We start from the raw sequence: 21,889 nt of genomic DNA on the forward strand, positions 1-21,889 counted from the left end.
TCCGGTTGCTCCGGCACCTTGCATAGATGCGCCGATCTTGTCTGGGGGGGTCATGCGGCCTCTTCCCTCACACCTGTGGCGATAGCGATGATACGTTCCTGCGTGACCGGCTCGTGCCCTACGCCACCTACTTCGCCCGCGATTTTGCCTTCTCTCATCACGAGGACGCGGTCACATATGCCGACGATCTCGGGCAGCTCGCTTGAGATCACGATCATCCCGACGCCACGCTTCGCAAGATCGTCAATAAGGCGATAGATCTCCGATTTGGCGCCGATATCGACGCCGCGGGTCGGCTCATCGAGGAGCAGAATGCGCGGTTTGGTTTCGAGCAGTCGGGACAGCAGCACCTTCTGCTGATTGCCGCCGGAAAGACTGCCCACTGTTACGAGATCGTTGGCGACACGAATTCGGAGGCCGCGAATGGCCGCACTTGCCCGTTCCTTCGCTGCTTTAAGATTTAGTATGCCTCCGGGGCGTGCGTCCCGCCCCAACACGTTGAGGTTCACATTCTCGCGCACGGTCAGGTCGAGAAACAGACCTAGATGCTTTCGATCTTCCGTCAAATAGACGATACCGGCATCGACGGCATCCTGAGGGCTGTCGATAGAGAGAGGCTTTCCACCAAGGATTATTTCTCCCGTCGTTCTCCGGTCCGCGCCGTAGATCAGACGGGCCAGCTCCGTCCGCCCGGCTCCGACGAGCCCAGCAATGCCGAGGACTTCCCCTTGATGCAGATCGAATGAGCACTCCTGGACCTTCTCCCCATCGCCGACGCCGCGAACCGAGAACATCACCGGACCGCGGCTGCCTTTGGCGTCGTGCTCCTTCTTGTAGAATGAAGAGAGATCTCGACCCACCATCATTCTAACCAGCCGCTCCGCTGAAATTTCGGAGCGTTCAAGGGTGCCCACGTAAGAGCCGTCACGAAGAACGGAGACACGGTCGGCGAGATCATAGACCTCCGCCATTCGGTGGCTGATATAAATGATTGCCAAACCCTCGGAGCGAAGTTGGCGCACAAGAGAGAAGAGTGCTTCCGTTTCCCGCGAGGATAGAGAGGTGGTCGGCTCGTCCATAACCAGAATGCGGGAATTGGCGATGAGGGCCCGAGCGATCTCGACCAATTGCCTTTCAGCCATTGAGAGCTCGGCGACGCGCGTGGACGGCCGGAAGGTGACACCGAGCCGTGTTAGGACAGACCGGCAGGCACTCTCCATCGAAGCCCGGTCGATCATTGGTCCGGTCTTGATCTCACGCCCAAGCAGCATGTTCTCTGCAACAGTCAGGTTGGGTGCGAGGGAGAGTTCCTGATAAATGGTCGCAATCCCGTGATGCCGAGCCGTAAGTGGGCTGTCGATGCTGATCGGACGGCCCTCAATCCGGATCTCCCCACCGGGATCGGCATGGTAAGCGCCGGAAAGGATCTTCATCAGCGTTGATTTTCCGGCCCCGTTCTCCCCCATCAAGGCATGAATCTCGCCAGGATAGATCGTTAGCGACACGTCGGTCAGCGCCCTGACGCCGGGAAACGTTTTGGAGATCCCGCTCATTTCGAGAATTGCTGTTGGTTCCCTCATGGACGGAACTCGCTCGAGATGCGGGTCCGCGGACCGGCGAAGAAAGGATCGAGGCCTGAGAATGTTGTCCTTGAACTCAGGTTTGAGCAGACCGCGGCTGCTACTTCTCCAGCGGCTGTCTGGCGCGAAGGAGAATTCAAACCATAGTGCGTCGTGATATGGCTCCAAAGCACTACTTTCCCTCCCTGATGGGGCGGACTTGAAAGTCGCTCCCGTTTTCTTGGTCAGGCAAAGAAATACTATAGTTGCCAAGCACACTGTCAATTGACGCTACGGTAGGCTTTTTTGAATTCTGGCCTCAGCGCGTGGTAAAGGCTGCGGAATGCCTCAAGCCTGGGGGCATAAAGATCCACAAGATGCGTATGGGGATGAATGGTCTGAAGGCGTTGTGGCTGGGTGCACACTGCTTCTGGCTGCTCGCCTGTTGAGGCCAGCCTTGCCAGCCTTGCTGCGCCAAAGGCGGGACCTTTGTCCGCTCCTTCATAGCGGACGAGGGGGAGATCAAGGACGTTGGCCAGGATTTGCGCCCAGAACGAGCTTCGCGATCCGCCTCCGATGAGGCCAATTGACGTGAGGCGTGTCCCGGCCTGCTCAAGACACTGCTTGGCATCGGCGAAACTGAATGCAACGCCTTCAAGAACCGCTTGGACCAACTCGCTCTGACACGTCTCAGGAGTTAGGCCGAAGAACACGCCACGGGCGTACGGATCATTATGTGGAGTGCGCTCGCCCGCCAGATAGGGCAGGAAGATCAGGTTCGAAGGTTTTTGGTATCTCTCCTCCGCCTGGTCCAGCAGCGGTTTGATCTCTGCTTTGAGGAGGCCGGCAGCCCAGGAAAGGCAACTGGCTCCATTCAACATGGCCGCCATCTGGAACCAGCGCTCGGGCAGAGCATGACAAAAGGCATGGAGGAGTGTTTCGGGGGCAGGTCTGAAGGTACGGGTGGTGACGAAAAGCTGGCCAGATGTCCCTAGGGATATGAACGCTGATACCTCGTCGATCGCCCCGAGGCCGATTGCACCGGCAGCCGCATCGCCAGCGCCGCCGGCGATTACGACATCGCCGCGCATCCCCCATTCTCGGGCGAGGTCCGAACGCAACACCCCCGAGGGCTGCGTTCCCTCGACCAAATGAGGCATTTGGGATCTATCGAGACCAGTCACTGCAAGAGCGCGATCCGACCAGGAGCGAGAAGCTTCGTCCAACCACCATGTGCCGGCCGCATCGGACATGTCGGTGACGCATTCGCCGGTCATTCTCAAGCGAACATAGTCCTTTGGGAGAAGGATTTTCCTCACGGCGGAAAAGACCTGAGGCTCGTGGCGCGCCACCCAGAGGAGCTTCGGGGCTGTGAACCCTGGCATGGGAATGACGCCCGCCGACTCGGAGAGTTCGGGATAATCCTTTCCAAGATCCTCCGCCTCGCGCATCGAACGGCCATCATTCCAAAGGATCGCCGGACGCAAGGGCCTGTCTTGCTCGTTCAGGAGAACCGCCCCATGCATCTGTCCGGAGAGGCCGATGCCGCGGACCTCGGCCATTGCGGCGGGAGCTTCAGCATGAAGGTGTTCCCTTGCCCGTTCAACTGCTCGCCACCAAGATTCCGGGTCTTGTTCGGACCAGAGATCGTGAGGTCGGGAAATCGACAACTGGACTTCTGCTTCAGCGAGCGGCGTCTGACGATGATCGATGAGGATCGCCTTAACGGCCGAGGTCCCGACGTCGATTCCAAGGTAGTTCGGCACGTTCCTCCTCCTGGTCCTTCGGTTGATCGCGCCCGGGTCGCCTAACGGTGGCTGAAGTGGCAGCCTACTGTTGCCTGATGGGCCATGCGGATCAAGGGCGCCGCTTTCGCGAACGAACAAGCCGGTCCGCACTTGGCGTCTTGGAACCCTGGTGTCGTTGGCCTGTTCCTAAGACGATCAAAGGAGGTCGAAATGGCAGATAATCGCCGAAGGGATGAGGATCCGTTCAACGATGCCAATGGCTACGGCGATGTTCCTGCGGGTGGCGCTGTCGGGTTCCGTGGGTTGCGCGGACGGGAATATGCCGGAGGCTATGGCGACGACACAAATGAGTTCTCGGGAGGGGTCGTTGACGATGGACACGGTGGCCCCAATGACGACGCAGGCTTTGCGCCCGGTTATAGCCGGAACTCGGGATACGGAGGTTTGGGTTACACGGATCGCAGATCTGAGGAACGGCGGCTTTCCAATGAGGGGCCGCATCGCGGCAGAGGACCTAAGGGATATCAGCGGTCGGACAGTCGAATTCACGAAGACATCTGCGAGCGGTTGACCGATGATCCGTTCATCGATGCATCGGAGATCGAAGTCGACGTTAGAGGGCGTGAAGTAACCCTGTCCGGCAGCGTCGCATCGCGCGGGTTGCGCCGCCGGGCGGAGGATCTCGCTGAACTCGCGTCAGGCGTCGCTCATGTGCAGAACAATCTAAGGGTTCGGAGCACTCCATAAATCCAGATGACACAAACCGCCCTGCCGGAACTCCCGGCAGGGCGGTTTGTTTAAGCGTCGTCTCGATCCTGCTTCAGCTCATCAATACGCTTCGAGGCTTCTGCCTTGTCGAGATGTGGGTCAAACACCTCGGGATTATGCGTCTGCTCCGATAGGGTCTTGAGGTAGGACGCCTGAGCTCCGGTCATCGGCTCATGGCCTGACACCCAGTCTGCTGGATTCTTGATCTGATTTGATGTCGCACCCGGACTGGTTTTCGGGTTTCCGGTTCGACTTGCCTGAACATTCTGTGCCTTCTGACCGCGAGACATAACGGATCTCCTAATTTTGTTCTGTTTTTGTTCTAATTCCGTGTCTTCAGCTTGGTTCCATCCTATATTCTCTGTGTTGAGTTTGCTTCGCGACCGAGCGCTCGGATCGTACTGTAATCGCCAATCTTAGGAAGCCTGCCTTCGTGCAGGACCAATTTCCTTCAATTCTTGCGATGAGTCTTGTGACGCCGAATTGCTCAGCTTCTTGAGATCGTTCGTCCGGAACGGAGAGATCGCTACCGCATTGCCATAGAGCGTTACAACTGGATTGCTCCACCAACCTGCTCCGAAGGTGGTGCTGAGCCCTGCAGTTGTAAATTGCGGTTGGCACGACGAAAGGGGACAGGCGATGGCTCTCACAGGACGGTTCAATCTTCGGAAAACCCTGACCGGTCGTATTGTTCTGGTCGTCGAGGAGGAGACGAGGAGTTTGTGGGGACGCCTCACCGGCAATGCGAAGCTTCACCGTCGATGGCGGGATGCGAACGTGATGGATCTCGCCGCGCCCGAACTCCGCAATCTCGTCGATCTACGTTTTCGCCCGCACTACATGCCCTCGCTGAACGAATTGAGCCAAGATCGGGAGCAAACCGGAAAGCCGCTTGATAGCATCCCGCACGGGACGCTGTACTATGAACCTCTCCAGGAGGATCCACGCTCGCGGACGGCCCATTGAGTCAATGTATCGCGCACTTCATGTCGCATAGAGTGATTCAAGTGGGATCATCGATAGTCCCTAGCGTGATCCGCTCGCCTTCATTCTGCCTTATGTCGCCGTAGCCTGACCGTCTAGGTTTGGGATCTATCAGAGCGAAATGAAAGAACTCACCCTTTTCGTCGATCAGCGAGAGTTGAGCACGGTCCGAGCAGCGCTCCTTCTCTTGCAGGAGCAGATCGATGTCCTTCCCGAGGATCTGTTCGAAATGCTCCGGCAGGAAGGATCGCCGTTGAGTGAGGCCGAGCTTGAAGAATTGAGCCAGCGACTCAAGGCGGGCCGTGACCCAGTAATCTCTTATGCGGGAGACGACCCGGCTGTGCCGGCGAGTTTCTCCTCATAATGCTACGGCGCCAACCACTCAATTCTTGGGACCTATAGTCCTGATTCTAAGCGAAGGCGATGGAGCAGGGCGTTCCGACCCGGACCTATCGTTCAGATGCCCGTGCCAGCGAAAAGCGGCTGCCTAAAGCGTGCCAAAGCATCTGCGCACGAGCACTCTCCGCCTATTGGTAACCGCCAACCGCCTCAGGCGCATGGATGCAAATAGGGGGCCTAGTTCAGCTGCCCTGACAGCAATGTGCGGCAGGAGTTACTGCAGATCGCACTGAGGACTGTTTTCAACGTGCTGAAGCATCGGCGTGTCAGACAGTCATGCGCTGGACATGATATGCCGTGCGTGCCTGTTCACGATCGATGCGTGCCAATGCAGCTTTGATTTTCGGCGGGATAGGCTGTTGAATGACCTCGGCATAGAGAGAGCGCAGATCGTGGCCTATGCGCCGTAGGAGTTCGGTATCGGAGATCGTCGCGTGCCGTCGACCGTTGCCTGTTCCGCTCTCCATCGCCGCCTCCGAAAAATGCTGATATCTCCTCAGTACCGATTCGTTGCGGTTGCGTTAACCAACTTCTTTCTCGGCTGTGGAAAACGTGCAGAACTGTCTTGATACACGCAATCGGACCTTGCCCATCGTTGCTCACAACCGATCTGGAAAATCCTCAGCAGTGACGCTGAAGTCAACCCGAATCGATGCATGACCGCATGGGACATTGCCGGAACATTCACACGACCTCAGTTCGGGCCTGACGGTGCTGGTTTAAGCGACTGAACGGGGCACCAGAGATGCCGGCCACCTTCATGGCACCATCATTGAAGCTGAGCGTTATGAGGAGAGGCGCAGAACCCGAGGCCGTCATGAAACTCGATATCAATCCTAACGAACTGAAAAATGTGACGCCTCCCAATGGCCCTGCGATAAAGCGGTCCCGCGTTCGGGAGGGGCGGCCTTACCCCTTGGGAGCTACATGGGACGGACTAGGAGTCAATTTCGCGCTTTTCTCCGCACATGCAACGCGCGTTGAACTCTGCCTTTTCGACCAGAACGGCGAGCAGGAAGTCGAACGGATTGATCTTCCGGAGTATACGGATGAGGTCTGGCACGGTTATCTTCCGGATGCGAGGCCCGGAACGATCTATGGATATCGTGTCCACGGTCCTTATGCGCCCACCGAAGGGCATCGCTTCAATCCCAACAAGCTTCTGTTTGATCCTTACACGAAGCAGACTGTCGGACACCTGACCTGGAATCCGGCACTTTTCGGGTACCAGATGGAAACTGGAGATGACCTGACATTCGACGACCGGGACAGTGCGCCATTCATGCTGAAGAGCAGGGTCATCGACCCGGCATTCACATGGGGAAGAGAGCGACCGCCACAACGATCGTGGGAAAAGACGATCTTCTATGAGACCCATGTGCGTGGGTTCACAATTCGCCACCCATCAGTGCCGGAACACTTCCGTGGGACCTATGCGGGTCTCGCGAGCCGGGAGGTTCTCGACTATGTCACCTCACTGGGCATTACGGCAATCGAGCTTCTCCCGATCCACACCTTCATCGATGATTCATATCTGACCGAGAAGGGATTGAAGAATTATTGGGGTTACAACACGCTCGGCTTCTTCGCGCCGGCTCGCCGCTATGCGGCCAACCCCGACTTCGCTTTTGCCGAATTCAAAGAGATGGTGGCTCATCTCCATGAGGCGGGGCTCGAGCTGATCCTCGATGTCGTCTACAATCATACGCCCGAAGGCAACGAACTTGGCCCGACGCTGTCGTTCAAAGGGATCGACAACGCATCCTATTACCGGCTCGCCCCAGACAGGCGGTATTACATCAATGACACGGGTACTGGTAATACCGTCAACTTGAGCCACTCGCGCGTTCTCCAGCTTGTGACAGACAGCCTGCGCTATTGGGTGCAGGAAATGCATGTCGATGGATTCCGGTTCGACCTTGCGACCATTCTCGCACGGGAGCCGCATGGATTCGACGAGGACGGCCGCTTCCTTGATGCCTGCCGGCAGGATCCGGTGCTCAGCCAAGTAAAGCTGATCGCGGAGCCATGGGATTGCGGTCCAGGCGGCTATCAGGTCGGCCGCTTCTCGCCAGGGTGGGCGGAGTGGAACGATCGCTACCGGGATACAGTGCGTGCTTTCTGGAAAGGGGAAGAGGGGAAGTTGCCTGAGCTGGCATCGCGCCTAACAGCGTCGGCAGACCTCTTCAATAAGCGTGGTCGCAAGCCGTGGGCCTCAGTCAACTTTATCACAGCCCACGATGGTTTTACCCTCAACGACCTCGTTTCCTACAATGACAAGCATAACGAGGCGAACGGCGAAGAGAACCGCGACGGCCATTCGCACAATCTATCGAGCAACTACGGTGTCGAAGGGCCGACTGAAGTTCCCGAGATCAGAGATGTGCGCTTCCGTCAGATGCGGAACATGCTTGCGACGCTTTTGCTTTCCCGTGGGACGCCGATGCTTGTGGCTGGAGATGAGTTTGCCCGGACGCAGCAGGGTAACAACAACGCCTATTGCCAAGACAATGAAATCTCTTGGATCGACTGGGAGGGAATCGATGATGAATGCAGAGCGCTCGCTGATTTCGTTCAAAAGTTGATCGCAATTCGTCAAGCGCTTCCGATGCTTCGCCGCGGTCGCTTTCTCACGGGTGAATACGATCAGGAACTGGGCGTGAAGGACGTGAACTGGCTGACACCGGCTGGGGACGAGATGGCCCAGGAGCATTGGGATGATCCGAATGCCCGGTGCATGGGAGTCCTCCTTGATGGACGCGCACAGGAAACTGGAATCCGAAGGATAGGGTCGGATTCGACCCTGCTTCTGATCCTGAACGCACACGACGACGTGGTTCAGTTTCACCTCCCGGAGGCCGTTGGTGGAAGCCAATGGGTGCGGTTGATCGATACGAACCGTGGGGAGAATGCCGAGGTTGCAAAGTTCGCATTTGGGCATGAATACACTGTTACGGCGCGATCTCTGCTCCTCTTCATTCTTGAGCCGACCCGAACGAAAGGCCAAGCCACCGATGCGGAGCGATCCTATCTCCACGTTCTGCAAGCGTTCGAGGATGCGTCCTCCGAACTTGTGCCCCTGCCGTCGGCCAGTCCACGGGATATGTGAATTCTCTTTTGATGTCCCGGTCAGTCCGGGTTCATGGAGCGCTGCTATATTGGGTCGATAGCGTCGCCCGATATGGCTACCAGCGGTAAGAAGACGCATGGTTTTTCCATCCGGGTTGCGCAAGCAAGAAAGTAACAAATTCCTGTCAGGCTATGAACCGGCAGGGTGAGTTGTTCTGATTGTTTTGACTTGGGGGTTGGCCATGTTCGAGTTTGAAAGGGGCACCGGCAGCAGATCTGAAGCTGGTCATCCTGAAGGTTCTGCGATTGTCACGCTTGCCAAGGCGGGCTACCCCTCCTTTCAGACGGTCGACGCTGCCACCTTTCGTAATCAAATTATGGCCAAGCTTGTCTATCAGGTTGGGCAGAGCCCGGAGACGGCAACCGATCACGACTGGTTCATGGCTACAGCCTACGCCGTAAAGGAAAGAGTGGTTGACGTTTGGAACCTTTCGACCAAGGAGAATGAGCCGAGCGGGGCAGGGCGCAAAAAGGTCTGCTACCTCTCGATGGAGTTTCTGATCGGGCGCCTCCTGTCTGAAATAATCGGGAATTTGGGCCTGACGTCCACCGTCGAGGAAGCACTCGCAGGGCTCGGGATCAGCCTCGATAGTCTCCGAACGTTCGAGACCGATGCCGCTCTCGGGAATGGCGGCCTTGGCCGCTTGGCAGCCTGTTTCATGGAAAGCATGGCGACGACGGACGTGCCGGCTGTGGGGTATGGCATCCGTTACGATTACGGGATTTTCAAGCAATCATTCCGCTCCGGCTGGCAGCAGGAGGCTCCAGATGACTGGATGGCCGGCGGCAATCCTTGGGAATTCGAGCGCTCCCACTTAGTCTATCCGGTCCGGTTCGGAGGTTATGTTCAGACCCGCACCGACAGCGCCGGGCATGTCTATCACACGTGGTGTCCCGATGAGACCGTACTCGCCGTCGCGCATGACACACCTGTCGTCGGGTGGCGCGGTAAGCGCGTCAATACGTTGAGACTATGGGCCGCTCGCGCAGAGCAGCCTCTGCGACTCCAGCTGTTCAATGCCGGCGACCATGTCGGGGCCCAAACCGCCCGTGCTCGTGCAGAGGCAATCTCGAATGTTCTTTATCCAAGTGATGCATCCCCGGCCGGTCATGAACTGCGCCTGCGTCAGGAATACTTCTTCACCTCGGCGTCTCTGCAGGACCTTCTCCATGGCCATCTTCGGGAACACGGGAGTCTCGCGTCACTTCCAGAGCATGCAGCAATCCAGCTCAACGACACCCATCCGGCACTCGCCGTTGCCGAGTTGATGCGACTGCTCGTCGACGAGCATGGTTTTGATTGGGACGAGGCTTGGCGGATCACTACCGGGACGTTGAATTACACCAATCACACCCTAATGCCGGAGGCGCTTGAGACATGGCCTGTTGCGCTTCTCGAGCAGGTGCTGCCGCGGCACATGCAGATCATCTACCTGATCAATTGGCTGCACCTTGAGGGGCTTTCCAAAGCGGGACGCCTTGATCCTGGTCGACTAGCCTCGATCTCGTTGATCGATGAGAACAATGGGCGACATGTCCGTATGGGACATCTCGCCTTCATTGGGTCACGTAAAGTCAATGGTGTCTCCGCGCTTCATACGGATCTCCTGAAGAAAACTGTATTCCGCGACCTTCATGAGATCTTTCCGGATCGGATCGTCAACAAGACGAATGGTATTACCGTTCGTCGTTGGTTCCACGAGGCTAATCCTGGCTTGAAAAGGTTGGTGGTCTCCACCTTGGGCGAGCGAGTATTGGACGATATCGACATGCTCGTTGAACTTGAGACGCTGGCGGATGATCCATCCTTCCAGCGCAAGTTTGCGGCTGTCCGCTTGCAGAACAAGTTGAATTTGGCAGACATTATCCGGAGGCGCCTTGATGTAACGGTCGACCCGACCGCCCTTTTCGACATTCAGGTCAAGCGGATTCATGAATACAAGCGCCAACTCCTGAATGTCCTCGAAACGATTGCTCTTTACCAAGCAATCAAGGCCAACCCAAACCGCAACTGGGTGCCTCGCGTGAAAGTTTTCGCCGGAAAGGCGGCGCCGAGTTATGTGAAGGCAAAGCTCATCATCAAGCTCGCGAACGACGTGGCGCGGATGGTCAACTCGGATCCGGTCATTGGCGATCGGTTGAAGGTAGCCTTCCTGCCGAACTATAACGTGAGCCTTGCAGAGGCGATCATCCCAGCTGCAGATCTTTCGGAGCAGATCTCGACTGCGGGAATGGAGGCATCCGGCACGGGCAACATGAAATTTGCCCTCAACGGTGCGCTCACCATCGGTACGCTTGATGGAGCAAATGTCGAGATCAGTGAGCACATTGGCCGAGAGAACATGTTTATTTTCGGCCTGACGACCGAGCAGGTGGAGGAGCGCCGCCGTTCGGGAGGAGACGCCAGAGATGCCTTGAGCACGTCCTCGAGGCTGAAAGGCGTCTTGGCTGCACTGTCCGAGGGCATGATCTCGCCGGATGATTGCGACCGCTACCGTGGTTTGATCGAAGCCTTGGTCAGCCACGATCCTTACATGATCATCGACGACTTCGGGGCTTACTGGACCGCCCAGCGTTCGGTTGACGAGCTATGGCTCAATCAATCGGAGTGGTGGCGCAGGAGCATTCTTAGCACTGCGCGGATGAGTTGGTTTTCGTCTGATAGAACGATTCGTGATTATGTTCAGGAGATCTGGCACGCCTAGTTGAAGCCCATCAGGGCGAGTGAATCGGATGCGTCATTCTGGCTCACTCGTCATATGAAAAGATCGGGAACTTTTCGTCGAATTGATCGTTGAGGGCACGCCTTCCCTTAGAGCGCGATAGGCCAGGCGGGTACGCGCTCGGATCACACACGGCATATGCTCACGGTTGCTGACGAGACGACTGAACGGCTTAACCCGAACAATAGCGAGCGGACCCTAACTGCTCCTAAATCATATATTCCCCGTCCCGGAGGTCTGGGACGGCATCAATCGATCCTCTACGTTACGTCGGAAATAGCGGACTTCATCAAGGCTGGTGGTCTTGGCGAGGTCTCGGCTGCGCTCCCCAGGGCGTTGAGGCAGCTTTACGATGTCCGGGTGCTCATACCGGGATACCGTCAGGTGCTGGCGAGTGCCAAATCGGTGGAACTTGTCGGGCGCCTCCCTGGAACCTGCGGCATTCCTGATTGCGATCTCGGCCGAATGGAGACGAAGGATGGGCTCACCATCTATATCCTCCTCAGTCCGGAACTATATGATCGCGACGGAACTCCGTACGGCGACGCAAACGGCGTTGATTGGAACGATAATGATGTTCGGTTTGCGCGTTTAGGTCTCGCCGCAGCCGACATTGCCTGTGGAGTGGGAGATCCCTTCTGGCAACCGGACCTTTTGCACCTGAACGATTGGCCCTCGAGCCTCGCTCCGGCTTACCTCACCTGGCGTGAGCGGCGGGTGCCCAGTATTCTAACCATTCACAACTTGGCCTATCAGGGTCTCTTCGAACGGGAGCGATTTCCGCATCTTGGAATCCCTGACAACGCCTTTCAAATGAACGGTGTCGAGTTCTACGGCAAACTCTCCTTCCTGAAGGCGGGTATATTCTACGCATCTCATATCACAACCGTGAGTTCGACTTATGCGGAGGAGATCACCACCCCTCAGTTCGGTTGTGGGCTTGAAGGACTTCTGAAAACCCGTGCAGAGGAGGGACGGCTCGACGGCATCCTCAATGGAATCGATGACAGCTGGGATCCAAGCACCGATCCTTATCTCGCCAGTCCTTTCGCTCCCGACGATTGGACGGGCAAGCACATGAACGCGGATGACGTACGCAAGACCTTCGGCCTTGCCGTATCGCGGGGGCCACTCTTTGCCGTCATTTCCCGCCTCGTGCATCAGAAGGGCGTCGACCTTGCGATTGCGGCATCGGAGGAAATCGTAGCAGAGGGTGGACAAATCGTCGTAACCGGCCGGGGCGAGGCGAGGTTCGAGAAGGCGATGCAGGCACTTGCGGCGCGCCATCCTGGATCCGTTGGAGTGCGTATCGGGTTCAATGAAGCCGAGGCGCGCCGGATGTACGCGGGGAGCGACTTTCTTCTCATGCCATCGCGGTTTGAACCTTGCGGCTTGAGCCAGATGTATGCCCAACGCTTTGGCTCGCTGCCAATCGCGCATCGAACGGGTGGACTGGCAGACACAATTGAGGATGGGGTGACGGGCTTCCTGTTCCGAGAGATGTCCCTGAGTGGATTTGTCGGCGCCATCAAGCGGGGGCTTGATGCATTTCGCTCCCATGGGCAACTGACCGCTATGCGGAGGGCCGCCATGGGACGTCCTCATGGATGGAGCCAAGCGGCGCAGAAGTACCGAGCCGTCTACAATCAGGTCGTCCAGGCACCTGCGGCGTTACCTTGAGTCCTGGCATAGGACTTGATCAGCTTGAGTCCGGCGGATGAGGTCCTCCGCCGGACATTCATTTCTACTCCAGAGGAACTGTTTATCCATTCTGGCTTGGGGATCGCGCAAGCATGATCGTTCCCAAAGGCGGCAGCGTCAGGCTGAGTGAGCACGGGTGACCGTGGCTTTCTGTCTCTTCGGCTGCGACGCCGCCGAGATTTCCGACATTGCTCCCGCCGTAACCTTCGGCATCTGTATTCATGATTTCTTGGTAGAAGCCGGGGAGGGGCACCCCGATGCGATAGCCGCTGCGCGGCACCGGGGTAAAATTGGAGATGACGACAACGATACTGTCATCGCTCTCGCCGCGCCTTGCCCAAGCAATGACGCTGTTCTCAGCATCATCCGAGATTAGCCATTGGAAGCCGGATGCTTCCGTATCTCTCTCATGAAGGGCAGGGTGATCACGATAGACCCGGTTGAGGTCGCGGATCAGGGAATGCACCCCACGATGATAGGGGTCATCGAGCAGGTGCCAATCCAAGCCCGTATCGTGATTCCACTCTCGCTCCTGGGCGATCTCACCACCCATGAAAAGCAGCTTCTTGCCCGGATGCCCCCACATGAAGCCGTAATATGCGCGCAAGTTCGCAAAGCGCTGCCAGCGGTCGCCCGGCATCTTTCCAAGCATAGATCCCTTGCCATGCACAACCTCGTCATGACTGAGCGGGAGAATGAAGTTCTCCGTGAACGCATACAACAATCCGAAGGTAAGATCGTGGTGATGATAGCGACGATGGACGGGATCCTTGCTGATGAACCGCAAGGTGTCATGCATCCAGCCCATGTTCCACTTGAAGCCGAAACCGAGGCCTCCGGTATATGTTGGGTGCGACACGCCGGGCCAAGCCGTGGATTCCTCAGCAATCGTCAGAGTTCCAGGAGAGGTGCTATAAACTGTTTCGTTCATGCGTCGGAGGAAGTCGATCGCCTCGAGGTTCTCGTTGCCTCCATATCGATTGGGCACCCACTCCCCCGGGCGGCGGGAATAATCGAGATAGAGCATGGAGGCGACCGCATCCACGCGTAGTCCGTCGAGGTGGTAACGCTCGAGCCAGAAACGCGCATTAGCTACGAGGAAAGCAGATACTTCCTGGCGTCCGTAGTTGTAGATATAGGTGCCCCAATCCTGGTGATAGCCTTGGCGGGGGTCGGCGTGCTCGTAAAGATGAGTGCCATCGAAGTAGCCAAGCCCGTGCGGATCGTTCGGGAAATGGCCGGGCACCCAGTCGAGAATGAGGCCTATTCCGGCTTCGTGCGCAGCGTCCACAAAGGCTGCAAAATCCTCGGGCGTGCCGAAGCGGCTCGTTGGGGCGAAGAGGGATACCGGCTGATAGCCCCATGAACCATCAAAGGGATACTCGGTGATCGGGAGAAGCTCGATATGAGTGAATCCGAGATCCCTTACATAAGGGATCAGCCTCTCGGCCATTTCGCGATAGGTGAGATAGCGATTCCCTTCGCTCGACACCCGCGCCCAAGAACCGAGGTGGCACTCGTAGATCGACATGGGGGTTTTGCGCTGATCCTGAGCGGAACGCTCGGCAATCCAACCTTGATCATTCCAAGAGAAGTCTTTCGCCGCATGAAGCACCGAGGCCGTGGCGGGAGGCTGCTCGGTGGCGAACGCCATTGGATCTGCCCGCAGAGGAAGCGTATGCCCGTCGGGTCCCTTGATCTCGAACTTGTATCGTGTTCCGGCCTTGAGCCCAGGAATGAAAAGCTCCCAGACACCCATGCCGTGACGAAGCCGCATGACATGGATACGTCCGTCCCAGGAGTTAAAGTCTCCAACGACGCTGATCAGACTTGCGGTCGGAGCCCAAACTGCAAAGAGGAAACCCTCAACCTCGCCAATGGTGGCCTGATGGGCGCCGAGGATACGGTAAGGCGCATCACTCCCGACATCGCGAATGCGGGAGAGATCCTGATCGCTGAGAATGGGGCCATATGAATAGGGATCGTAGCGAGTTTCGGAACCATGGAGGTTCTCAACGCGCAAACGATATCCCGGCCGCTGATCCGCCTTCACGACGCCAGCGAAGAAGCCTGCTTCCTGCCGGCGCTCCATAGTGGCAAGAACAGTATCGCGATCCCAGCCCAAGATCTCGACATTTCGTGCATCGGGGATGAAGGCCCGGATCTCCCAGACTCCAGTGGCAATCTGATGTGGACCAAGTACAGCGAAAGGGTTCCGATGCTGACCAATGACGACAGCATCTATGGCGTGCGTGTCGAGGCGGTTCGTCCTGGAGCGGTTCCTTGTGCTATCGGCGGCCATTCGGGCAGCGATCTCGACTTCGGTCGTCATCATTGGTCTCCCGCCTGGTCGAGAATTGATAAAACGCCATGTATGGGCGTCTCAATCCAGTCCGGCCGGTGGTCAGCCTCGTAGTTGATTTCATAAAGGGCCTTACCAAGCAGATGAAGCTGAAGAAGGCCTTGGCGTGTCGTCTCGTCTTGAACCCAGACGGGGCTCTCGCGCACGGTGTCGTTGTAGGCCGTCATGAACGCCGCTTCCACAAGCTTCCGACTAGCCTCCGCGATTTCAGCAATATGGCGTGACTCGTCTACCACCAGTCGCTGTTCGACGCTCCGAGCCGCTGTATCAGCCATATAGGCAAACGACCGGATCATTCCAGCGACATCCCTGAGAGGTGAGCTCTTCAGGCGCCGCTCCTCGGCGGGCCGGGCCGGCTCACCCTCAAAGTCGACGATCATGACATCCTTCTGAACGATGAGAACTTGACCCAGATGGTAGTCGCCATGGATTCGGGTCTTCACTGCGCCATGAGGATTCAATGTCAGCCTTTTAATGAGTGCTAGGCACTCGCTGCGACGAGGCAGGAGGCGATCCATCGCCGCAGGTGCAGAATCCAGTGCTCTGGCAGAAATCCGCTCCATCGCTGCCCACGCTCGTTCCGCCTGGGCTTTGGCGTCTTCCGCGGCAACGCGGACATCATCCGTTGTCAGAGGTTCCAAGGCGAAGGCCGGGTCATCCGTCGGTGTGGCAAAAGCCAGATGAAGTTCACCAGTCCGTTGACCGAGGATGCGAACGGTATGGAGATAATTGGCCAGCTTCTCCTCAAGGCTTGCGCCCTCCTGGTCAGAGACAAGGGCGGCCGTGTCCAGTTCGCGTTTGAGCGTCTCGATCGACCACGACCATGCGTCGCCTTGGTTCCGAACAAATCTCTGCAGAACAGCGACGGCTATCGGCGTTCCATCGGCAGAGACAAACTCGGCCGAACCGAGTAGCGGGGGTGTATGTGCAAAGCCCGCGACCTCGGTCAGGAACCGTCCGACCTCGATCTCAGGATGGATGCCCGGCTGCAATCTCCTATAGAGCTTTAGGATCAGGTGTTCACCCAGGGCGATGGATGTATTGCTTTGCTCTGCGGTAAGGCGCTTCACATCGGTCGCGTCGACATCTTCGTAGTCTGCGAGAGCAAGTGTCGACGAGAACTTCAAACGTCCACCTTCCGACGTTGGAAGCTCCTCGCCTCTTCGAATCGCATCGAGGACCGTCAAGGAAAATTCGGATGACGATCCAGCTCCATACAGAAGACCCACCCGCGGGCCACGCCGCACGCGCGCAACCGCATAGGGAAGGAGACTCTCGTCCTCGCGGCCCTCATCGAGGGCGAGCGGCATCGAGTAATTCTGGTTCTCTCCACTGTCCAGTTCTACGGCGACGAGGGGCAGTAGAAACTCATCGCGGCCCGCTCTGCTTTTTAGGGTAGCAAAATCAATCAGCTTCGCACTCCTGACCTTCTTACCCTTCCCAGCAAACCAGCGCTGTGAGGCAATGAAGCTCGGAGCGGTCGTCCGCTCGAATGCAATCTTCTCCCGCCCCTTGAAGATCGTTTCCGGTCCTCCGGTGAGCACCAGGGTGAAAAGCTCAGGAGACGAAACAGGAACTTGAGGGCGGGCCGCCGGAGAAGTTGTCAGGTGGAACCAGTAAAATCCGTATGCCGGCAGTGTGAGCAGATAGGGAAGGTCGCCAATTGGCGGGAAAGCACTGCCTCCGGTCAGTTCCAGCGGGGTGCTGCCCTTGTGCTCCGACAGATCCAATTCAACCGCTTGGGGTGAACGTGAAACGTTGACGACACAGAGAATGCACTCCTCGTCAGTGCCGCGGATATAAGCAAGGACTTTTCGGTTCGACGGATAAAGGAATCGGAGCGTCCCGCGTCCAAAAACGTCGTGGTTCCGTCGAATTGCGATGAGGCGTCTGGTCCAATTGAGCAGGCTCGCCGGGCTTCGGAACTGAGCCTCGACATTGACTGCATCGAAGCCGTAAATCGGATCCTGGATCGCGGGCAGATAGAGGCGGGCCGGATCGGCTCTGCTGAACCCGCCATTTCGGTCCGGCGACCATTGCATCGGCGTGCGTACGCCGTCTCTATCGCCCAGATAGATGTTATCGCCCATCCCGATCTCGTCGCCGTAATAGAGAACCGGTGTGCCCGGCATCGAGAGCAGCAGGGAGTTCAGGAGTTCGATCTTGCGCCGGTCGTTGTCGAGAAGTGGGGCGAGGCGCCGGCGAATCCCGAGGTTGATCCGTGCCCGCCGGTCATTGGCGTAGAACGACCAGAGATAGTCGCGCTCCTTGTCCGTGACCATCTCGAGCGTCAGTTCGTCGTGGTTGCGCAGGAAGATCGCCCATTGGCAGCCTTCGGGCACTTCTGGGGTCTGGCGCATGATGTCCGTGATCGGATGGCGGTCCTCCTGGGCGAGGGCCATATACATGCGCGGCATCAGTGGGAAATGGAACGCCATATGGCATTCGTCGCCATCTCCGAAGTAGGGCGCCGTCTCCTCAGGCCATTGATTGGCCTCTGCAAGCAACATTCTGTCCGGATACCCGTCGTCGAGGGCCGCTCGGATTTTCTTGATCACGTCATGGGTTTCGGACAGGTTCTCGCAGTTGGTTCCTTCACGCTCGATCAGATACGGTATCGCATCCAAGCGCAGGCCATCGACCCCCATGTCCAACCAGTAGCGCATCACATCGAGGACAGCTTCCAGAACGCGGGGATTGTCGAAATTCAAATCTGGCTGATGAGAGTAGAACCGGTGCCAGTAGTATGCCTGGGCCACAGGATCCCATGACCAGTTTGATGGCTCAGTATCGAGAAAGATGATGCGGGTGTCCCGATACTTCTGATCCGTGTCCGACCAGACATAGAAGTCTCGAGCTGCCGATCCTGGCTTGGCGCGACGGGCTTTCTGAAACCAGGGATGCTGATCGGATGTGTGATTGATGACGAGTTCGGTGATCACCCGAAGGCCGCGGCTATGGGCCTCTTTTACGAAGCGGCGGAAATCACGCATGGAGCCATAGCTCGGATTGATGCCGCGATAATCGGCGATGTCGTACCCATCGTCGCGCAGTGGGGATGGGTAGAACGGCATGACCCAGATTGCTGTGACGCCGAGATCCTTGATATAGTCGAGCTGACGGGTCACCCCCTCGAAGTCCCCGATGCCATCATCGTTCGAGTCGAAGAAGGACTTCACATGCAGCTGGTAAATGATGGCGTCTCGGTACCAATCGGTGTCGCTTCGGTCGATCATGGCTCATTTCTTCCATGAAATAGGAGAACTCGGGCGCATATTGTCGACCAACGTCATCCGGTCCCCCTGAGCGGAGGGATGAGGCGCCAGATGACGACCGAGCGCTCTGCGGGATCCAGGGCAATTCGATGAAACTTTCCGTGAAGAGTAAAGCGTCCACCACTCAGGAGATCTTCAGCTTCGATCGCAGCATGGTCGGGTAAGCCGAACTCCCACAGTGGAAGTTCGTATGTGCATTCCTGCCGGTTTTTCGGGTCGAGGTTCACCAACACGAAGATGCAGTTATCCTTCTCCGGCGTAACCCGTGCATAGGCCAGGATCTGATCGTTCCCCGCCTGAGGGAAGATGATGTTCCTGAAGTCCCAAAGGGCCGGGTTCTCACGGCGGATCTGATTCAAGCGGCGGATATGCGCGGTGATGTTGCCAGGACGTTCATAATCCCAAGCCTTGAGCTCGTACTTCTCGGAGTCGAGGTATTCCTCTTTTCCGGGCACAGGTGTTGCCTGGCATAGCTCAAAGCCACTGTAGATGCCGTAGACGCTCGAGAGAGTGGCTGCCAAAGTTCCACGGACGATGAAGCCTGGGCGTCCGCTCGTCTGGAGGTAATATGGATTGATGTCCGGAGTGTTCGCAAAGAAATTTGGTCGGTAGTATTCTCCCATTTCGGTATGAGCGAGTTCCGTCATATACTCGATCAGCTCCTGCTTCGTGTTGCGCCACGTGAAGTACGTATAGGATTGCTGGAAGCCGATTTTGGCGAGCTTCTTCATCATCTTCGGGCGTGTAAAGGCTTCGGCCAGGAAGATCACATCCGGGTGGCGGCCATTGACCTCCGCGATCATCCATTCCCAGAACGGAATAGGCTTCGTGTGAGGATTGTCCACGCGGAAGATCCTGACGCCCTGGTCGACCCAGAACAACACCACATCCCGCAATTCATACCAAAGGGAGGGAAGGGAGTCGGCGTAGAAATGAACGTTGACGATGTCCTCGTACTTCTTCGGTGGATTTTCTGCGAACCTGATCGTTCCGTCTGGGCGCCAATCAAACCACTCCGGGTGCTCCTTGATCCACGGGTGATCGGGCGAACACTGGATGGCGAAATCCAAGGCTATTTCCAGCCCATGGTCATGTGCCGCGTCGACAAGTCGGCGAAAATCCTCCAACGTTCCTAATTCGGGATGGAGCGACTTGTGTCCGCCCGCTTCCGATCCGATGGCATAGACGCTTCCCGGATCATCAGGCTGAGGCGTCAGACTGTTGTTGCGACCCTTGCGGTTGGTTTGGCCGATCGGGTGAATCGGTGTGAAGTAGAGAACGTCGAATCCCATGTCTTTCACACGGGGAAGTTGCCCAATCACATCGTCGAAGGTGCCATGGACACTCGGATCGCCTGATTGAGATCGCGGAAAGACCTCATACCATGCTGAAAATCGAGCTGCGAGGCGATCGACGATCACCTCCAGGACCGCGCTGTAACGGGAAACGTTCTCACGCTCGGCGTTGCGGTCGATCAGATCCATGTTGTGGCGATCAAGAAGCAGCCGAAGCTGCTCTTCCGAGCCATCCTCAAAGGTCTTGAGGCGCTTGATGAGGTCGACAAGTGCGCCGGCATCGGGCTCCTTCGCGAGACCCGCGGCCTTTTCAACAATACGCACGCCTTCGATCGTCTCCAAGCGTACGTTCAAGCCGGCTGCGCGCTTCTTCTCGATCTCGTTGAGCCAAGTCGCAAATGGATCACGCCAGCCTTCGACCGTATATTGATAGCGCGCATTGCGTTCCAGCGGGAAGCGTCCGACCCAGCGATCATTGTCGACGAATTTCATCGGTGTCCGATGCCATTCGCTTTCCCCACAGAGCCGGTAGAGGAGGGCGGCATCGAACTTATCATGACCATCTGTAAAGATATCAGCTGTCACTTCCAGGACTTCACCAACCACGCGCTTGACCGGAGAGCGTCCCCCATCGATCTCAGGGGACACATTCTCGATAATGACGCGGCCCTCTCCAGTTGGCTGACGCGGGCGTCTGCGGCTCTTGGTGATCAGTGCGCGGCGCGCTGAGAAAATCCTGACCTCTTGGGGAGCAAGGCTAATCGAAGATCCATAAACAACGCGTACTGGCGACAGGTCCGGCGTCACATCGTGAAACCTTTCGAAGACTCCGCCGCTGCGGGCCATAAGACTGCTCGGATCGACGGCTTGATCCGATGCTGTGGAATTCGCCAATACGATCATCGCATGCGCTGCGGAAGCTGGATGCCCGCCGTCGTATCGGATCAGGGCCGTGATGGCGTTGTCAGGGCTGCTGATCGCCCATTGAGCCCCCTCCTGGTTAGCAGGCAGGAGCTGGGTCTTTAAGCGGTTGATGTCAGCGATGAACTTCGAGATGTCGATGCCGGTCATCTCGCGATCTGCAGGCGAGAAGTCCTGCCGGTGAAGCCCGTTGCGATATCCCCATTCGTATCCAAGTGGCATCAGAACGCCGGTAGAAAAGAAGGCTGCAAGGGCATATCGCGCCTTCAGGATGCTGGCGACATGATCGGGATCTTCTCCTGCGCTTGCCGCCAATCGGTCGGTATGATGACTTTCAGGAAAGGCGATGGTAGGGGCGATCGTCCTTAGCGCGTTGTACTGCTCCAACGCCCAGGGGGCTTTGAGATCCCACCAGGCGAAACTGTTGAACAGATAGTCGAACCCGGCTTCCGCCGTAATCTTGGTTTCGTCAATCGTGCGACCGAGTGTTTCCGCTATGAAGCGGCAGCTTGAGTCCCGCTCTTTGGCGGAGCGGATCAGATCGCTCCAGACGTGAACTGGTGTTCGATAGGCCATTTCGCACCGGAAGCCTCTGACCCCAAGGGCCTGAAGATGTGCGACGTGGCGATGCCACTTCGGGCCGTGCTCGGTGTTTGTGTCGGTGTCGGATGCAAGATTCCCGCGGTAGCGGATGTGATCGGCGTCTGCGGTTCGCTCGAAGGACAGGTCAGTCATGACACTAAGCCCATGCGACGTAGCCGCATCGACGAAGTGCCGGACCTGGGTATCATCGTCATCGCCGGTCCGAAAATGAGATCTGAGGCGGACAGGGCTTGAACCTTCCAGCGTATCGAACGGACTGACGTAGATCCAGTCGAAGCCCATCGCCGCGACGCGAGGCAACTCGGCCGCCCATTCTGAAATATTTCCTACAAGGCCAGGGACTAGATTGTAGATCCGTGGACCGAACTCATCCCGTTTCAAGACCGGTGCGGAAGTTGCCGCACGTTGCCGTTCCATCATGT

13 protein-coding genes are annotated in these 21,889 nt (G+C 57.3%); 6 read left to right on the plus strand and 7 right to left on the minus strand.

Annotation, left to right across the window (positions count from 1 at the left end; all coding sequences use genetic code 11):
* Positions 1–50: 50 nt before the first annotated feature.
* Together DES45_RS07820 and xylB are read right to left on the minus strand one after the other, a co-directional pair.
* Positions 51–1,580, minus strand: coding sequence for a sugar ABC transporter ATP-binding protein (locus tag DES45_RS07820; RefSeq protein WP_170151424.1), 1,530 nt, complete (start codon positions 1,578–1,580; stop codon positions 51–53).
* 260 nt (positions 1,581–1,840) lie between these two features.
* Positions 1,841–3,325, minus strand: coding sequence for a xylulokinase (gene xylB, locus DES45_RS07825; RefSeq protein ID WP_114769391.1), 1,485 nt, complete (start codon positions 3,323–3,325; stop codon positions 1,841–1,843).
* A 192-nt stretch (positions 3,326–3,517) separates the two neighbouring features.
* Between xylB and DES45_RS07830 the strand changes: the two genes are divergently transcribed.
* Positions 3,518–4,054, plus strand: a complete 537-nt coding sequence (locus tag DES45_RS07830) for a BON domain-containing protein (protein WP_245571580.1) — start codon at positions 3,518–3,520, stop codon at positions 4,052–4,054.
* A 50-nt stretch (positions 4,055–4,104) separates the two neighbouring features.
* Here DES45_RS07830 and DES45_RS07835 read toward each other — a convergent pair whose 3' ends face one another.
* A complete protein-coding gene (locus DES45_RS07835; RefSeq protein ID WP_114769393.1) occupies positions 4,105–4,365 on the minus strand; it encodes a DUF3072 domain-containing protein in 261 nt (86 codons plus the stop codon).
* A gap of 349 nt (positions 4,366–4,714) precedes the next feature.
* Between DES45_RS07835 and DES45_RS07840 the strand changes: the two genes are divergently transcribed.
* A complete protein-coding gene (locus DES45_RS07840; protein WP_114769394.1) occupies positions 4,715–5,041 on the plus strand; it encodes a hypothetical protein in 327 nt (108 codons plus the stop codon).
* A gap of 139 nt (positions 5,042–5,180) precedes the next feature.
* Complete coding sequence (locus tag DES45_RS07845; RefSeq protein WP_114769395.1) at positions 5,181–5,423, plus strand: hypothetical protein; 243 nt, start codon at positions 5,181–5,183, stop codon at positions 5,421–5,423.
* Positions 5,424–5,724: 301 nt separating this feature from the next.
* Here DES45_RS07845 and DES45_RS07850 read toward each other — a convergent pair whose 3' ends face one another.
* The gene (locus tag DES45_RS07850; RefSeq protein ID WP_114769396.1) at positions 5,725–5,925 is read right to left on the minus strand and encodes a NepR family anti-sigma factor; all 201 of its coding nucleotides are present in this window, start codon (positions 5,923–5,925) and stop codon (positions 5,725–5,727) included.
* Positions 5,926–6,275: 350 nt separating this feature from the next.
* Between DES45_RS07850 and glgX the strand changes: the two genes are divergently transcribed.
* The 3 genes from glgX (at position 6,276) to glgA (ending at position 12,990) form a co-directional block, all read left to right on the plus strand.
* On the plus strand, positions 6,276–8,567 hold the full coding sequence (gene glgX, locus DES45_RS07855; protein WP_114769490.1) for a glycogen debranching protein GlgX: 2,292 nt from the start codon (positions 6,276–6,278) through the stop codon (positions 8,565–8,567).
* Positions 8,568–8,769: 202 nt separating this feature from the next.
* Entirely contained in the window at positions 8,770–11,292 is a 2,523-nt protein-coding gene (locus tag DES45_RS07860; RefSeq protein WP_114769491.1) for a glycogen/starch/alpha-glucan phosphorylase, read from the plus strand.
* A gap of 156 nt (positions 11,293–11,448) precedes the next feature.
* Positions 11,449–12,990, plus strand: coding sequence for a glycogen synthase GlgA (gene glgA / locus DES45_RS07865; RefSeq protein WP_114769397.1), 1,542 nt, complete (start codon positions 11,449–11,451; stop codon positions 12,988–12,990).
* 82 nt (positions 12,991–13,072) lie between these two features.
* On the opposite strand, the gene glgB is transcribed toward glgA, so the two are convergent.
* Genes glgB through DES45_RS07880 form a run of 3 tightly spaced genes read right to left on the minus strand, consistent with a single transcriptional unit; the run spans position 13,073 to position 21,887 of the window.
* Positions 13,073–15,313, minus strand: coding sequence for a 1,4-alpha-glucan branching protein GlgB (gene glgB / locus DES45_RS07870; RefSeq protein WP_245571598.1), 2,241 nt, complete (start codon positions 15,311–15,313; stop codon positions 13,073–13,075).
* A gap of 29 nt (positions 15,314–15,342) precedes the next feature.
* Entirely contained in the window at positions 15,343–18,609 is a 3,267-nt protein-coding gene (gene treS / locus DES45_RS07875) for a maltose alpha-D-glucosyltransferase (protein WP_114769399.1), read from the minus strand.
* A gap of 53 nt (positions 18,610–18,662) precedes the next feature.
* Complete coding sequence (locus DES45_RS07880; protein WP_425374272.1) at positions 18,663–21,887, minus strand: maltotransferase domain-containing protein; 3,225 nt, start codon at positions 21,885–21,887, stop codon at positions 18,663–18,665.
* Between the last annotated feature and the right edge of the window lie 2 nt (positions 21,888–21,889).

The sequence above is a fragment of the Microvirga subterranea genome (genome assembly GCF_003350535.1).
Classification (GTDB): Bacteria; Pseudomonadota; Alphaproteobacteria; order Rhizobiales; family Beijerinckiaceae; genus Microvirga; species Microvirga subterranea.

Coding starts and splice junctions, on each gene's coding strand:
- DES45_RS07840 (WP_114769394.1), top strand. CDS start 4,715: ATGGCTCTCACAGGACGGTTCAATCTTCGGAAAACCCTGACCGGTCGT.
- glgA (WP_114769397.1), top strand. CDS start 11,449: ATGCTCACGGTTGCTGACGAGACGACTGAACGGCTTAACCCGAACAAT.
- treS (WP_114769399.1), bottom strand. CDS start 18,609: ATGATCGACCGAAGCGACACCGATTGGTACCGAGACGCCATCATTTAC.
- DES45_RS07880 (WP_425374272.1), bottom strand. CDS start 21,887: ATGATGGAACGGCAACGTGCGGCAACTTCCGCACCGGTCTTGAAACGG.
- DES45_RS07860 (WP_114769491.1), top strand. CDS start 8,770: ATGTTCGAGTTTGAAAGGGGCACCGGCAGCAGATCTGAAGCTGGTCAT.
- DES45_RS07835 (WP_114769393.1), bottom strand. CDS start 4,365: ATGTCTCGCGGTCAGAAGGCACAGAATGTTCAGGCAAGTCGAACCGGA.
- DES45_RS07820 (WP_170151424.1), bottom strand. CDS start 1,580: ATGAGGGAACCAACAGCAATTCTCGAAATGAGCGGGATCTCCAAAACG.
- glgX (WP_114769490.1), top strand. CDS start 6,276: ATGAAACTCGATATCAATCCTAACGAACTGAAAAATGTGACGCCTCCC.
- DES45_RS07850 (WP_114769396.1), bottom strand. CDS start 5,925: ATGGAGAGCGGAACAGGCAACGGTCGACGGCACGCGACGATCTCCGAT.
- glgB (WP_245571598.1), bottom strand. CDS start 15,313: ATGGCCGCCGATAGCACAAGGAACCGCTCCAGGACGAACCGCCTCGAC.
- DES45_RS07830 (WP_245571580.1), top strand. CDS start 3,518: ATGGCAGATAATCGCCGAAGGGATGAGGATCCGTTCAACGATGCCAAT.
- DES45_RS07845 (WP_114769395.1), top strand. CDS start 5,181: ATGAAAGAACTCACCCTTTTCGTCGATCAGCGAGAGTTGAGCACGGTC.